Here is a 14,223-nt window from a genome sequence, read left to right on the forward strand (position 1 = left end):
GGGATGCTTTTTTTTGATCCAATCCAGAATCTTAGCTGTATTTCTCTTTGATTCAGGCCGTTTTAATTCATCAACTTCAGCTAAGTTTCCAACGATCAGAATGAAAGATTTTTTCTAGTTTAGAAACTCTTTTAATAAAAGCTTGAGAATTTTCATCGAATAACTTACTTGGATCAATAACAAGGATAAATAATCTTTGATTGATCAAATCATCAATTTTGTTACCTTCATAACTGCTTGCTACATTACGATTATTAAAAGTAAACTCTGGATACTTTTCACTTGATGAAGGAGAACCAAGAATAATCTTATCCCCATCATAGAGATCTCTACTTGAATGAGGTAGTAACTTTTCACCGTTTACATAAGTACTATTCTTGCTACCTAAGTCAATAATTTGCCAGATTTGAGAATTAGAATATGGCTTAATTATAATCTCAGCATGTACGGAAGAAACCTTTTTATACTCAGGAAAATCTAATATGTCTGAATTACTATTTATGGCTTGCTGTCGTAATTTATTCAAGTCACGACCAATAACCAGTTTCTTTTTAAGAGGTTTTGATTGATGTGAACTATTCAGATTTTGGCTATTTCGAAAAATTAAGCATGCAGAACTAAAATCTTGAGTCTTTGAGTTGATATTTCTAAATATTGAATCAAGACTGATCGATTGAAAATCATAGTTAGATTTTAATTCTTTATATCCGCACACTAAGTTTAAAAATTTATTTGAACGTGTCAGTGAATCTGAAACAACTACAAATTTTATTTTTAAATTTGTTTCTGAGAAATTCAATATATTTTGATGACCTGTCAACATTTCTTCAAGCAATGGAGATGAATCGATATCACGTAATCGACAAATTAATTGTGTAATTTTTTTGACTGGCTAATATTAATTGTTTCTGTGATGAATCTGACATAAAAAAGGCAAAAAAAATAAATTTTTTTTAGATATCCTTAATATAGAAGTACTCTTAACTAATTTGAACTATATGTCTGAAATTGTTGTTTGATAAAATCATAGTGCTTAAATATATTTGATTATTCTCTAGATGTAACAAAAACTTTAGCATCATAATTAATGTATGGGGTAATATAATTGGCAAATTCTTCAGCCCCTTGTTTATCACCGAATGCAGCAATCCTAACGTACCTTTCATCTATAAAATCAAAAAGATAAGCATCTGCACAAAAATTCTGTTTTACATAATCTAACAAGGTATTGAGATCGCCATCCTCAGGTCTTAGAAGAACTGCATTGGACGTTCCTCCCTTTCCACAAGATGCTTTCGGGAATCCAACAGGTACAGTAGGTTCAGATGTAGGTGAAGGGGTAGTTCCCGACCAATCATCAGAATTTAAAGATGATATTACACCAAAAGCTCCTGCAGCGATCAAACCTATTACCATTGCCAAGCAACCCAAACATCCAGAGGTATCTTCCTTTTTAGAGGTATCTTCCTCTTTATTCGAATCAGTATCTTTCAAGAGATCAATAACATCATCAAACTCAGTATTGTTTAGGGCATCTACAGCAGCTTTAAAATCGTTTAGGTCATCTTCAATATCAGTAATATCTTTAAGTTTTACTAAAACATCGCCGGGTTTACCACCATATTCACCGGCATTTCCAGCTCCTTCAATGATAATTATCTGTCCATCTTCCCAATTTTGAGGTAGTTCTACATTAAGTTCTGAAACCTCATTTTTTAAGGTGCCGTTAACGTTAATTAGCCTATCAACAGAAATCTTTGGATGTCTGCCAATTTTTGATTCGACTATGTCGATGGTATCAATTTTCAGGTTAACCCTAATATCTGTACCTTTTTTGACTTTTTTATCTAGATAGTTAACCTCTTTCAATAATGCTTGCGCATCAGTTGGTCGGTCTTTTGCTTTAGCCGCTGTCATCAAGTTGATAAGCTTTGCTAGCTCAACCGAGACTTCTTGAGCATGGGGCTGCCAATTAACGCAATCATCAAATGCATCGTACATTGACTTGTCATTTGGTTCCTTGTTGGTTAACAAGTATATAAATGTCTTACCTAATGAGTAGATATCTGACTGAAAAAGGGCTTGACCTTTAATTTGTTCTGGTGCTGCATAGGCATTAGTAAAAACTCTTGTCCCTGTCTCAGTACCACCTACTACACTGGCTGTTTCAGTTCCACTATTATCAGTTAATTCTTCCTCGCTAACAGCCCCGAAGTCAATGAGTGCGAGCGCTCCATTAGGCTGGCGAATAATATTCTGAGGTTTGATATCGCGATGAATAATGCCTTGCTTATGTACCTCAGTGAGAATAGTAGTGAGTTCTACTAACCATTCCTTAGCAACATCATCTACTATAGGCCTACCTCGCTTTTTGATGTAATCCTTTAGATTTTGTCCTTTTATCTTCTCCATTACTAGACAGTGCAGTGGAGTATCATCTGTACAAGGATGTTCGAAATAGCTTCCTGCTAAAGCTTTCGGGATACCTGGAGTCTGATTTTTCTGAAGAAACTGTGCTTCACGCTTAAACAGCTCTATGGCTTTATCACTAGCTTTTTTTAAGACCTTAAGGACTTGACGGTCGCCCTTACCCCGTAGTTCATAAGTTTTTCCAAATCCACCCTCCCCTAATACACTAATAGCGTAATAATTGTTCTTCACTAGAAGCTCTGTACTACAAGCTTGGCAAAACAACTCATCGTCGGGGTTGTCAGGATTGGAACAGGCAGGGTTGATGCAAAGTCTCATAGCTATAAATATCTGAGTAGATTCTGTTGGTTATCTCATTGAGAATAAACTGTATTCTGAAGAGTAGTTGCACACTGATAAAGCATACCCATTCAGACCTACAAGCATGTCACATTTTCAAGTGGGCTTTAGAAATAATGATCTGGTAGTTTTACTTCGCTAGTTGGAATTTATCGTTTTGGGGTGATGTAAGTCCAGGATAAGTTTGATTGAAAGCGTAATATATCTACAGGCTATAGGCTCGTTATGCAGCTACTGTCAAGGCTGAGATTACAGGTACTTGCCAGTTTTCATCCCATTCATTACTGGTGATCATCCCTCTAATCTGCAAGATATTATGAGCACCATCATGAGTCCACTGCATTTTCTTAGTTCGTTTAAAGCGGTCATTGATAATCGTATCGATATGAGATTCTGCCACTTGACTGGTGTAACTTAGGCCCTGTTTATCGCGCTCTTCATAATTCACTAGATAGGCTTGATTGTTCTCTAGATAGTTATATAACTTCTTCAGTTTTGAGCGCTTCTTTGAATCAGTAATATTGTTCATCAGCAGTTCTAATTTCTGCAACGCCTCATCCGACTTGCCATGCCACAATTTCCACTTCACTCCCTCTAAGGTTTTTTCGAAGGCGTCATCTACCGCCCCTCTGACATTCTGAAATCGCATAGCAAGATGAAACCAATCCAATATACACAGAAGATTTTTGCAGTGTGGAGCCAAGCTTAAAATCACTGACCAACAATTTTGAGCACCATCGGCTAAAGCAGTGACCTTAGTCTTTTTCGTCATACCCTGCTTTCGGGCTGCATTGAGCGTAAAGAGCTTCATGGTCGCTAGTTCGTCATCTTGGGCTGAGAGGGCACAGCTTTTATCCTTGATCTGACGATGATGACTATCCACTTCGATAATATTTTCTGGACGGTAAACAACAGCAGAGAGCGCTTCAAAGCTACGTTTATCCTTATCTTTGTCAGGGATATGCCCCCCATCTACTTGGAGGGTAATCTCTTGTGCAATGGCAGTACCTTTGGGTGTTGCCAATGGTTTGAGATTCTCTTGGGCTAAGGTTGCCCCCACTTCATTGGTGAGCAGCTTGATTTTGTTATGGTTATTGACCGGACGGCGATGAACCGTCAACTGCTCCAGATTAGTCTCGGCTTTACGGAAGCTATACAACGCCCCTTGCTCACATTGCAGTTTCGCTAAGTCTGGGTGAATACAAGTGCCAAAGACAGAGGCCGTTGAAGGGGTACTTTGCCATTTACAGTCTGGATTAAGACATTTGTGTTTTTGGATGCGGACTTTATGATCACTGAAAACAGCATGAAATTTAGAGGGCGTAAATCCCATCTTTTTGAGATTATCCCCACATCTTGGGCAAACATCATAGCCTGTTTTAATCAAGGTTGATTGCACGGCTAAAACAGAGTTCTGAATCTTTTCTAACAGTGAGATTTGCTCTTCATGACGCAGACCTAACTCTAAAATGGATTCTGGTGACTTAATGTCATAGACTTTAAGAGTGTCACGTTTTAAGACCTCTTGAGAACTGACGGATCAATGGCACTGAGATAAGCTTAATCAAGCAGCCAGATTGGCTTTGAGGACAGAGCGCGGTTGTCGCATTCTGGGGAAGGGCTTAGGTCTTCGTTTAACGACCCTGGGTTCGAGTCGATGGGGTCGAACAGGCAGAAGGTCAGTAGCAATATTTTCAAGCAGATGAGCATACAACCGTTGACGTATAGCTTGTGTCGCCGTTGCTAACAAAACCAGCATCTGATTAAAGTGTTGTCGAGCCCCTTGTAAAGAGAGTCGAGAGCGGTCATATTCTGCCCATGGGGCAGCCTGTTCCATGAGACTTCTCAGTAAGTTGTAGCCTAGCAAATGAGACCAAATATCCTTGCGCACCATTTCAGGTGTCTTTGCCGTGAGCATTTCCATCTTTAAGGTGGTTTTGAGGTGTCTCAAATTGACTTCAGCCGCCTGCCATCGCCATCCGTACAAGCGAGTCAATTGTTTCGCACTATAGCGCTGAGCATCCAGTAAAGTCGTGACAACGATAATGAACTGGTCTCGAAAGCCTCGACGCGATAGACGTAGCGATACCTCCCTGACTGTCAACGTTTTGGGAATCTCTGCAAACTCCGTTGCACTCATGTGGGCGGGACACCGTGTGGGCTTTTGCCATTGAACTTGGTGGTCTCCTATCCCGTTCTTACGTCCTTTACGGAAGTCTGTATGACGGGCATGATGTTTATGTAAAACCCCATCGGCTCCTTGTTGTTGAATCAGGGCTAGATCAACATAGCTGCCATAGGCTTGATCTGCTATGGCCACATCATCAACCTCCAGATCCTCATAAAGCAGCCGACTGATGACGATTTCACTCATGCTCCAGGGGGCAATGCAGGCTGAGACCACTGCCCCTGTGATTAAGCAAAAAAACACCACTAAACGGGCAATGGGGAATCCACAGCCAGGAGCCTGATTGCCATGTTGAGGATACTCCCCTTGGTTCGCCGCACTATCAGCCATCAGCACTGTCGTGCCGTCATAGACTTTCACTGTTCGATTACACCAGTGGTGTTCTTGGGGAATGCTTTGCTCTATGTGATTAGCAGTTTCGGGAATTAACCGTTGCAGCAGGGACTCAGGTAATCTTCCTCGGGCTTTACTGTAGGCTCCTGTATCTGATGATGGGGGTTGGAGTCCTGCGGCAGTGAGCCAGGTGGTGATGCATTTGACTGTGTTGCGCAAGCTTTTGTCTGCAGATAATGCTTGGTAGAGCATGGCCCACAACGTAACGATGGGCGTATACACACGGTTGCGATAAGAGATTGATTCCTCTGCTAGGATGTCGGTCAGCCTTGAAGCAGGAAGAATATCCGTCCAGGGCAATCCCAGGCTTTGGGAAAACTGGTGCTTGAGAATTTCGGCTGACTGAGACATAGTGGAAGGCAGATTATTGATGGATTACAAGTCTTGATTCTATATCTATCAAGACTTGCAGCCCTTTTCTACTTTCTTAAGTCAGTGACATTGAACTGACGGATACTTTCTCAACGACTACCCGTAATTCGTAATCCATCTCAAAACTCCATGCCATCTACCTCACTCAAAAGAACGTAGCATGAATACATATAAATTGTAAATATATTACGCTTCCATTGGCCATCGTTGGGCACGCAGTGCTTTGATCTCTCGCTGCTGTTGGACGCGCTGTTGATAGTGTTTCTTAGTCCGTTCTTGAGCGGCTGCAGTCGCAGTCGGCTGAGGGATGGCAACAACCGTTTCAGTCTGCTCATCTACAGTAGTGCGTGGGTGTTGCGCTTGTTCAGCAGCCTTCAGTTCCGCATGGTAGCTCCCCAACGCAAGCTCCAGCACTTCGCTCAGATTTTTGACGAGATGGAAGCGATCCGCAACTTGTATAGCCTCCGGTGCAGCCTTGTCCATGGCACTTTTGTATGTCTTGGAACGGTCACGGGATAATACTTCTATACCTGGATGCTCTCGTAGCCAGTCGGCCAATGTGTCTGCTTTGCGATCTGCTAGCAGGGCAATAGGTTGATGAGTCTCTAAGTTGACTAAAATTGTGCCGTAATTGTGGCCTTTTCGGAACGCAAAGTCGTCTACCCCTAACACTTTTGGAACCTCGAACTCAGGGAGGGGAAGGCGCTCTAAGTGGTTGAGTAGTGTACTGCCGCAGCTGAAATAGCCCAGACACTTGCCTAGACGAGAACCAGCAGCACCGCCTAAGGCTAACCCAATCTCCTGGAGATGCTGAACCTGGCGTACGGTTTTCCTGGCCCAAGGTGCCGCCACCTCGGGAATGCGTTCGGTAAAAATACGACGGCGACACCCCGGATTTGGGCAAAAGAATTTGCAGACTAGCACGAGCAAACTTAAGCTGAAGTGCAAGCAGGGCAAGTCGGCAAGGGTTCGTTGATATCGACTGTGCACTCGATGAGCCACGCTACCGCACAAGGGGCATGGAGCCACCGTTTGGGTGGACATGACACTCATTTCCAAATGCTGGTGTTCTAAATCCATTTCATAGTCGTTCAATTGGAGCCCGTTGGGGCTAGGTAATAAAGCTTGGAGTAATTCCATGGCCAGAATATTGGTTAGTGTCCCGATTTATTCGCCATGAGCTGAGATAGCTGAAATGCTTTGGTAATAGATAATTCAGAGCATTCCTTGATGAACATTGCCCAACGCGAGCAGCAGATTATCCGTATTCAGTCTCAAAGTTCCTATGCCTCTATTAACAAAGCCCTAGAAGCAACCCTTCGCCTTGAAGCAAACCGAGTCACCCAGAACGCAGTAGAGTCAGCACTAGACGAAGAAGTTCAAGCTTATCTATCAGAGGTTCAAGGGGATCGACCTCGACGTTCAGGCTACTATCAACGGGTCCTCGATACTCAATACGGCCGTATTGCTCAGCTGTCTGTCCCTAAGCTACGGAAAGGGAATGCAGACCGAGAGTGGCAGATTTTAGAACGTTACCAACGAGCTCTCGGTAGTCTCCTCGATTTTTGCCTCGGCTTGTACGTCATGGGGTTATCGCTTCGGGATCTGCAAGAAGCTCTCTATGAGATTCTAGGAGCAGTCTTATCCGTTAATGCCATTAACCGAATTACGCTAAAAGCTCAGAAGCAAATGTTTCAAAGCCGTCAGACTCGTCTTGAGGAAACCCCTCCTATTCTGATTGTCGATGGTGTTTGGGCTAGTGTTCAGTGTTCCTCAGAAGACTTTTGGGAAGACCAAGCTGGGCATATCCGGAAACTACGTCATGCGGAAGACCGAGTCATTCTAGTCGCTATGGCAGTGTGGCCCGATGGCACCCAAACGGTGCTTCATGATGAAATGGCGACGCAAGAATCGGAGGTAGCTTGGTTACTGTTCTTTGCGCATCTGTGGCAACGGGGATTGCAACCCTATTCGGTGAAATTGATTGTCAGTGATGGCACGACTGGGTTGCCTAAGGTGATTCGTGCTCTGTTTCCCCTCGCACAACATCAGCGATGCATTACTCATAAGGTTCGAGCGATGCTCCGGCATTTGGGATATGAGCAATTGCCACACCTGGATGCTCAAGGACAAGAACTGTCCCACTTTGAAGCCAAGAAGCTGCGATATTCACAAATTAAACACGATGCCTATGCTATCTATAAAGCGCCAGACTGGGAAGAATCGATTGTGATGTTGCTCGTGTTTGCACAGAAATGGACAGACCTTGAACCCGATGCGGTCAGAACCTTTATCAAAGATTTTGCCCTGACCTTGAGTTTCTATGATTTTGATGAATCACTTCATTCGCTGATTCGTACTTCCAATGCCCTAGAAAGGCTGTTCCGGGAATTCCGAACCAAAGCTGATGAAATTGGTGCTTTCCCCAATGAGGAAAGCTGTTTAGCGATTTTCTTCCTCGTCTCTCGTAGGGATCATGCCAAGCATGATCGCTTCAAAAAGCATCGTGAATAAATCAGGACACTAACCTAATTCCTGGAGAACCCATTTAGATTTAATTTATGGGTACCCAAATCTCTACCACACCTGTTCCTAGTTGAGGATCGAAACGCTCATCATAGCGCTCGAACTCCGGTGCTTCGGATGGATTGTATATTGATTGGGGTAACCATTGATTCCAAATGGTATAAACAGTATTACGAATGGTAGAAATATGATTTCGGTGAGAAAACACAGCGTATTTGTGTGCAGGAATTTGTACGTAGTTGAAGTCATCAGGAAGGTCTGCTAAGTAGGAAACTTCTACACTGGCAATATAGTCAAAGTTTCCTGCACCATCACTATTGCAACATACTCCATAGGTCACTGTTCCAACCTGCCCTGGGATATGTCCTATATAGGGTCCAAAGCATTGCCACAGCAGAGGAATGCCGTGATTAGTTTCAAATGTATAACGATCCCTTAGTCCAGCGATGAGGAAAGTATCAGCATATGTAATGTACGGGGATTCGAGCTTAACAATCAGATTTTCATTCATTACAATAGGCTCCACCATCTGAATTGAGTCGAAATGACGCTTTGCGCGAACTTGCTTGGGCATGATACCGAATTGAGCACAGAAGGCCCGCGTAAAAGCTTCATGAGAGCTGTAGCCCGCATCGAGTGCTACAGCAAGAATATCAGGAGCACCAACAGCGAGCGCACGGGCGGCTTCAGTCAAACGTCGACTACGGACATACCGCATTACGGAATATCCCGTTGCGATACCAAACACTCGTGTCAAGTGATAGCGAGAGACATCACTTGCGTTTGCAATAGCCGATAATGTTAGTTTTTTATTGAAGTGGCTTTCAATAAACCAGAGTGCTTTTTCAACAGGCCCCATATTACTTTTCGCGTTAGCACGATTACAGTATGCATGTTTCTCATCTAGCTAATTTGATTGTTATTGCTGCTATGAATAAAATCGTTACTGGTTCAAGGATTGAGCTTCTATGATTTTGATGAATCCATCTATTCGCTGATTCGTACCTTTAATGCACTCGAACTGCTATTCCAGAACTTCAGAAATATGGCTGATAAAAGTGATGCTTTCCCAAATGAGGAGAGCTGTTTAGTAATATTCTTTCTCGTCTCACGCAGGGATCATGCCAAGCATGATCGACTCAAAAGCCGTGGCGAATAAATAGGGACACTAACTCATCTTCACTGGTTAGAGCTACTAGGATTCCAGCGATTCCAAAGAGCATAGTCTGAATTGATGGGGAAGAAGTAGACTTCAAGCCATCGAAAATTGATGGTTTATTTTGTCGTGGAAGTGTAACCCAAAATTCACTATTTTTGAACCAAGCCCATTTGGAATATGATTCTGCCTAGAGGGAAGCCATCGGCTTACAAGTGACGAACCCTATCCCTTTTGGGCAAATGGCACGTCTTTGCAAGATCCTGAGATAGAGAAGGGAACCGTTTTGGTGAAACGCTGTCTTCGATAGGGTTTCTGTACTTCAACATGTAAGTGAGGACCAGAACTCCAACCTGAGTTGCCACTGTAGCCGATGAGTTGACCTGCTTCAACATGATCTCCGGCTTTGAGATCCACTTTTGACCGAAATCCCTGCTGCAAGTGAACATAGGCAGAACGGTAGCCATCCTCATGCTCTATCCAAACAAAATTAAAACGAGTCGCATTTTCCTTGCCACCGCCTGTATCGGGGTATTTATCCCGCACCGCGATCACTTTACCAGAGCGCATGGCATAGATGGGAGTGCCAATGCTCACTGCTAGATCATAGGCATATTCCATTCGACCTTGATGAGTTCTGCCACGAATGCCTTGGCTTAACCAACCTTCACCATTCAGGGGATGACAAAACCCTCTCAGGGGAAATTCTACGGTAGGTTTTTGGGGGAGAGGGTTAGCTGAAGCAAATAAGGTTTGGGCTTTTGGGAGGCTCGCCTGGATGGGAGTTCCTCCTTGGTGCTGTTGTTCAATCTGCTCTTGACTGTCGTTCTCGGATAGGTGTGTCTGGGTAGGAATGGCTTTTTTATGTACCTCAATAGTTTGGCCCCCATTATCGGCAATTAATTGAGGTAAGTTAGGGGTTAATGCGCTAACTGATAGTAATACTGATGTCACTAAGTTACGCAATCGCTGCTCATTCAAGACTTGTTGCAGCTGCTCAGGACTAATCAGACCTTGATGGATGAGAATCTCACCCAGTTTTAATTCGCTATTGCGTTGGAAGTCTAGTGCTTGATTGAGTTGAGTGGCGTTGATGAATCCTTTCTGAAGGAGAAGTTCACCAATCCGAATTTTTGGGAGGGGAGCTTTTCTCTGTGACATGGACTGCTCCTGATGTAGGGAAGGAGGGTGCTATCTGATGTTCAAGAATTGAGATAAGAGTTTTTCCTTAATCAAGATGGATCTAGCCTGGGAATTTAGCAGTTAAACTCAAAGCTAGGGTGTTCTTGCAATCACCTTATATAGGACTAATATCTTGAGTTTAGTCTGCCCTAAAAATTCATAAAATTGACATCTTCCCCGGCCTGAGGATCAAGGACTATCTGTCGATATTGGGTTTCACTTTCGACGGGTAAATAGATGGTCTGATCGCCATGAATTGAAGCTGCCATGTATGGAGTATTTCCCTTCGCTGCTAGAGTGCTCAACGACTCTACAGTGAAAGGAGATGTAAATTCTCGAAACCCTCAATAGACCTGAATTCTAATAGACTCCAGAATTCGTTAGAAGGAGGGATGTTTGAGAATTCAAGTCTTCCATAAGCAAGCCCTTTGTGAATAGGCTGCCATCACCAAACGATGGCCATCAAAGAGCAATGCGTACATCATATCCGAGTGACCTTACCCCCGAATAAGGCGAACTCCTTAAATTCCTCCTACCTGGCCACAAAAGATCAAGGCTATGATTAGACGCTAATTACACTTATAAGCCATGCATATAGTAGCTACAAATTATTTTTGCTTCCAAGACAGATCGCCGCACCACCCAATAAAGTTGGGATTAGAGATAACTTAGATATCAAAATGCTGATAGCTTTTTTATTTCTGCCTCAAACATAGTGCAGATTGTTTGGTAGGCTTGGGCAACTTTGAAGACAATATCTTCTGCTCCCTCCATGGTGCCAGCCTGTCCTAATGTTTCAGCTTGAGCACAAAGCTTAGAGAGTTGTTTGGCCCCAAGATTGGCACTAGCCGACTTTAAAGCATGAGCGGCATCACTCAATAGTTCTGGATTTCTATCACTTACTGCCTGCTGCATTCTGTTTACCCGCTCTGGTGCATCTTCGATATAAGTGCTCAGTAAGTCAGAGATTAAGAGGGAAGCATGTTCTCCTGCCATTTGATGAAAACTCTCGAGAGCTGAGGGATCAAAAATGGTTGAATCAATAGGAGTATTAGCTATGTTGAACTGCTCCATTGTGATCACAGAAGAGTGAGAGTCCTGGGTGCTAGAAGCTATAGGTGGCGGTTCAACGCTCAGACAGTTTTGACAGTCTAGATCGCTCGAATTTCCTTCAGTTGTAGGCCAGTCATGAGAGGACTTAGTATTGGAGGTAGATGGCAAATCTGCCGATCTTTCTTTTCTAGATGGCTGTGAGGAGAGTATACTTTCATCTGATTTTTCAGTATGGGTAAGATCCTCAATAGGAGTAAAGAGCGTCTGAGTGTCAAGTTGTGCTTGGGGCAAAGGCGGGGCTAAGTCTTCTGAACTATCGTCGTTTATCGGTTGACAACGACTCAGAACATCCCTAAGTTCGTTCATACGCACTGGCTTAGTAATATAACCATCCATACCTGCTGCTAGACAGATTTCCCGGTCCCCTTGCATGGCATTAGCTGTCATGGCGATAATGTAAGGCCGTTCTTCTGGAGACCACCGTTGACACACTTCTTTTGTGGCTGTTAGACCATCCATTTCTGGCATTTGCACATCCATAAACACCAGATCATAGGGTTGCCGTTCTAATGCTTCTATAACTTCTAAGCCGTTATTGGCAACATCCGCTTGATACCCCAGTTGCTTCAAGGTTAATAAAGCCACCTTTTGGTTCACAACCATATCTTCTGCCAATAGAATTCGTAACGGGTGTTGGGCTGCTAAATTTGTAGATATTTGTTCTTCAGTTGAAACTTGCTCTACTTGGGCTGATGGATTACCCAAGACTTGGCACAGAACATTATGCAATTGTGTCTGTTGTATCGGCTTGTTTAATATGGCTGAAATATTGTTCTCTTTTGCTCGTGAGCGGATATCTTCTTTTCCCAATGAACTGAGGATGATCAGGGGTAGGGATTTACCACTTGGTTGCTTGCGTATTTTTTGAGCCAGAGTCACACCGTCCATCTCAGGCATTTGCATATCTAAAATAGCTAGATCAAATGTCACACCTCGCTGTAGCCATTCCAGGGCTTTTACCCCTGATTTAACGGCACAGGTCAACATTCCCCAAGATTGAGCTTGTAAAGTAAGAATTTCCCGATTTGTGGCATTATCTTCCACAATTAGCAACTGTTTACCCGCTAGTTCTACATCTGTAAGGGTATGAGGGCTAACAAAGTCAGGAATTTCAGAAGCGATAATCGTAAAGGAAAAAGTTGACCCTTTGCTCACTTCGCTGTTGACCCATATTTTCCCACCCATCAGCTCACTCAGCTGCTTGCTAATGGCTAATCCCAGCCCTGTTCCCCCAAATTTCCGAGTGGTGGAAACGTCCACTTGCGAAAAAGATTTAAATAAGCGCTTCAGTTTGTCAGGTGGAATTCCAATCCCTGTGTCTTTGATATCAAATTGAATGACATATGAGGTTGCATCTGCAACCACAGGTGTTACACATTCTGCATCAGCTTGAGACCGCTGCTCCTCAATGGGGTTTGCTGATACATAGACAACGACTTCTCCTTCTCCCGTAAATTTAATAGCGTTATTGAGCAAATTGACTAGAACTTGCCTTAATCGAGTGATATCCCCAAGAATGGCAGTTGGAATTGGTGAGTTGATCAGATAAGCCAGTTCTAGATTTTTTTCTGAGGCTTTAGACGCAACTATTAACAGTGCTCCTTCAATACATTGCCTGATTTCAAAAGGTTGTTTTTCAAGATCTAGTTTTCCTGCTTCAATTTTAGAGAAGTCAAGAATATCGTTGATGAGACATAAAAGGGCATCACCACTGCTGCGAATCGTATCGACAAAGTCTTGTTGCTGAGCATCTAGAGAGGTATGGGTCAGTAATCCTGTCATCCCTATGACAGCATTCATAGGGGTACGCAGTTCATGACTCATATTGGCGAGAAATGCGCTTTTTGCTTTGTTGGCACTATCAGCAGCTTCTTTCGCTTTAAGTAGCTCTGATGTTCTTACTTCAACCCGATGCTCTAGTTGTTCATTGAGCTGCTTTAAGGCTAATTCTGCCTCTTTTCGTTCTGTAATATCTTGAAAGGTGCCTAAAATCCCGATAACATTGCCCTGCTCGTCATGAAGGGGGACTTTATTGGTTTCTAACCAGGCTTGTTTACCATCTGCTTGTAATTGCGGTTCAATAATACCTAACTCTGATGAGTTAGAATCCATCACTCTGCGATCACACTGTCGAAAGAATTCAGCTTCCTCTGCCTGCCAAACTAAGTCATAATCCGTTTTACCAATAATTTTGTCTGGTGTATCAACTCCTGCTATTTTTGCGAACTTATGATTACATCCTAAATAGACTGAATTAATATCTTTCCAGAAAATACATTCTGGTAGATTATCCATGACCAATTGCAATAGTTGGCTTTGGATAATATTTTCTCCCAAAAGTATTTTTTTCACTATAAATAGAGGATGATTCAGCCATTAGTTGACTAATCTACTTATTTGACTACTGATCACCCTTTTACAGTGCCCAAGTTTAACTCCAGTAGTGCATTGTAATAAATATTTCGGAGATAGAATGGTAGGCTAAAGATAATTTTTTTTTCAATGTGATTTAAATCTTCCTTTA

8 protein-coding genes and 2 pseudogenes are annotated in these 14,223 nt (G+C 42.9%); 2 read left to right on the plus strand and 8 right to left on the minus strand.

Annotated features, from left to right (window positions below):
* Positions 1-76 precede the first annotated feature (76 nt).
* The 5 genes and pseudogenes from HRE53_RS27145 to HRE53_RS27165 all read right to left on the minus strand — a co-directional run bounded on the left by HRE53_RS27145 (position 77) and on the right by HRE53_RS27165 (position 6,862).
* The gene (locus HRE53_RS27145) at positions 77-823 is read right to left on the minus strand and encodes an FHA domain-containing protein (protein ID WP_235111664.1); all 747 of its coding nucleotides are present in this window, start codon (positions 821-823) and stop codon (positions 77-79) included.
* 224 nt (positions 824-1,047) lie between these two features.
* Positions 1,048-2,748 carry a protein kinase domain-containing protein gene (locus HRE53_RS27150; protein WP_235111666.1) on the minus strand — a complete coding sequence of 567 codons (1,701 nt, stop codon included), beginning with the start codon at positions 2,746-2,748 and terminating at the stop codon, positions 1,048-1,050.
* A gap of 244 nt (positions 2,749-2,992) precedes the next feature.
* Positions 2,993-4,309 (minus strand): annotated as a pseudogene (locus tag HRE53_RS27155) (ISKra4 family transposase); the annotation flags it as partial.
* Between the two features lie 24 nt (positions 4,310-4,333).
* Positions 4,334-5,753, minus strand: a pseudogene (locus tag HRE53_RS27160) (IS4 family transposase).
* 155 nt (positions 5,754-5,908) lie between these two features.
* Positions 5,909-6,862 (minus strand): ISL3 family transposase, encoded by a 954-nt coding sequence (locus HRE53_RS27165; protein WP_396133492.1) that lies wholly within the window; start codon positions 6,860-6,862, stop codon positions 5,909-5,911.
* A 90-nt stretch (positions 6,863-6,952) separates the two neighbouring features.
* On the opposite strand from HRE53_RS27165, the gene HRE53_RS27170 reads away from it, so the two are divergent.
* Positions 6,953-8,236, plus strand: a complete 1,284-nt coding sequence (locus HRE53_RS27170; protein WP_235111667.1) for a transposase — start codon at positions 6,953-6,955, stop codon at positions 8,234-8,236.
* Between the two features lie 40 nt (positions 8,237-8,276).
* On the opposite strand, the gene HRE53_RS27175 is transcribed toward HRE53_RS27170, so the two are convergent.
* Positions 8,277-9,107 (minus strand): AraC family transcriptional regulator, encoded by an 831-nt coding sequence (locus HRE53_RS27175; protein ID WP_235111669.1) that lies wholly within the window; start codon positions 9,105-9,107, stop codon positions 8,277-8,279.
* Between the two features lie 99 nt (positions 9,108-9,206).
* Here HRE53_RS27175 and HRE53_RS35320 point away from each other — a divergent pair, with 99 nt between their 5' ends.
* Complete coding sequence (locus HRE53_RS35320) at positions 9,207-9,407, plus strand: transposase (protein ID WP_212667174.1); 201 nt, start codon at positions 9,207-9,209, stop codon at positions 9,405-9,407.
* Between the two features lie 222 nt (positions 9,408-9,629).
* On the opposite strand, the gene HRE53_RS27180 is transcribed toward HRE53_RS35320, so the two are convergent.
* Positions 9,630-10,565, minus strand: a complete 936-nt coding sequence (locus tag HRE53_RS27180; RefSeq protein WP_235111671.1) for a M23 family metallopeptidase — start codon at positions 10,563-10,565, stop codon at positions 9,630-9,632.
* Between the two features lie 696 nt (positions 10,566-11,261).
* Positions 11,262-14,051, minus strand: a complete 2,790-nt coding sequence (locus HRE53_RS27185; RefSeq protein ID WP_235111673.1) for a response regulator — start codon at positions 14,049-14,051, stop codon at positions 11,262-11,264.
* Between the last annotated feature and the right edge of the window lie 172 nt (positions 14,052-14,223).

This window comes from Acaryochloris sp. 'Moss Beach', from assembly GCF_021497025.1.
In the GTDB taxonomy this organism is placed as follows: Bacteria; Cyanobacteriota; Cyanobacteriia; order Thermosynechococcales; family Thermosynechococcaceae; genus Acaryochloris; species Acaryochloris marina_A.

Coding starts and splice junctions, on each gene's coding strand:
- HRE53_RS27175 (WP_235111669.1), bottom strand. CDS start 9,107: ATGGGGCCTGTTGAAAAAGCACTCTGGTTTATTGAAAGCCACTTCAAT.
- HRE53_RS27180 (WP_235111671.1), bottom strand. CDS start 10,565: ATGTCACAGAGAAAAGCTCCCCTCCCAAAAATTCGGATTGGTGAACTT.
- HRE53_RS27150 (WP_235111666.1), bottom strand. CDS start 2,748: ATGAGACTTTGCATCAACCCTGCCTGTTCCAATCCTGACAACCCCGAC.
- HRE53_RS27145 (WP_235111664.1), bottom strand. CDS start 823: ATGTTGACAGGTCATCAAAATATATTGAATTTCTCAGAAACAAATTTA.
- HRE53_RS27170 (WP_235111667.1), top strand. CDS start 6,953: ATGAACATTGCCCAACGCGAGCAGCAGATTATCCGTATTCAGTCTCAA.
- HRE53_RS27165 (WP_396133492.1), bottom strand. CDS start 6,862: ATGGAATTACTCCAAGCTTTATTACCTAGCCCCAACGGGCTCCAATTG.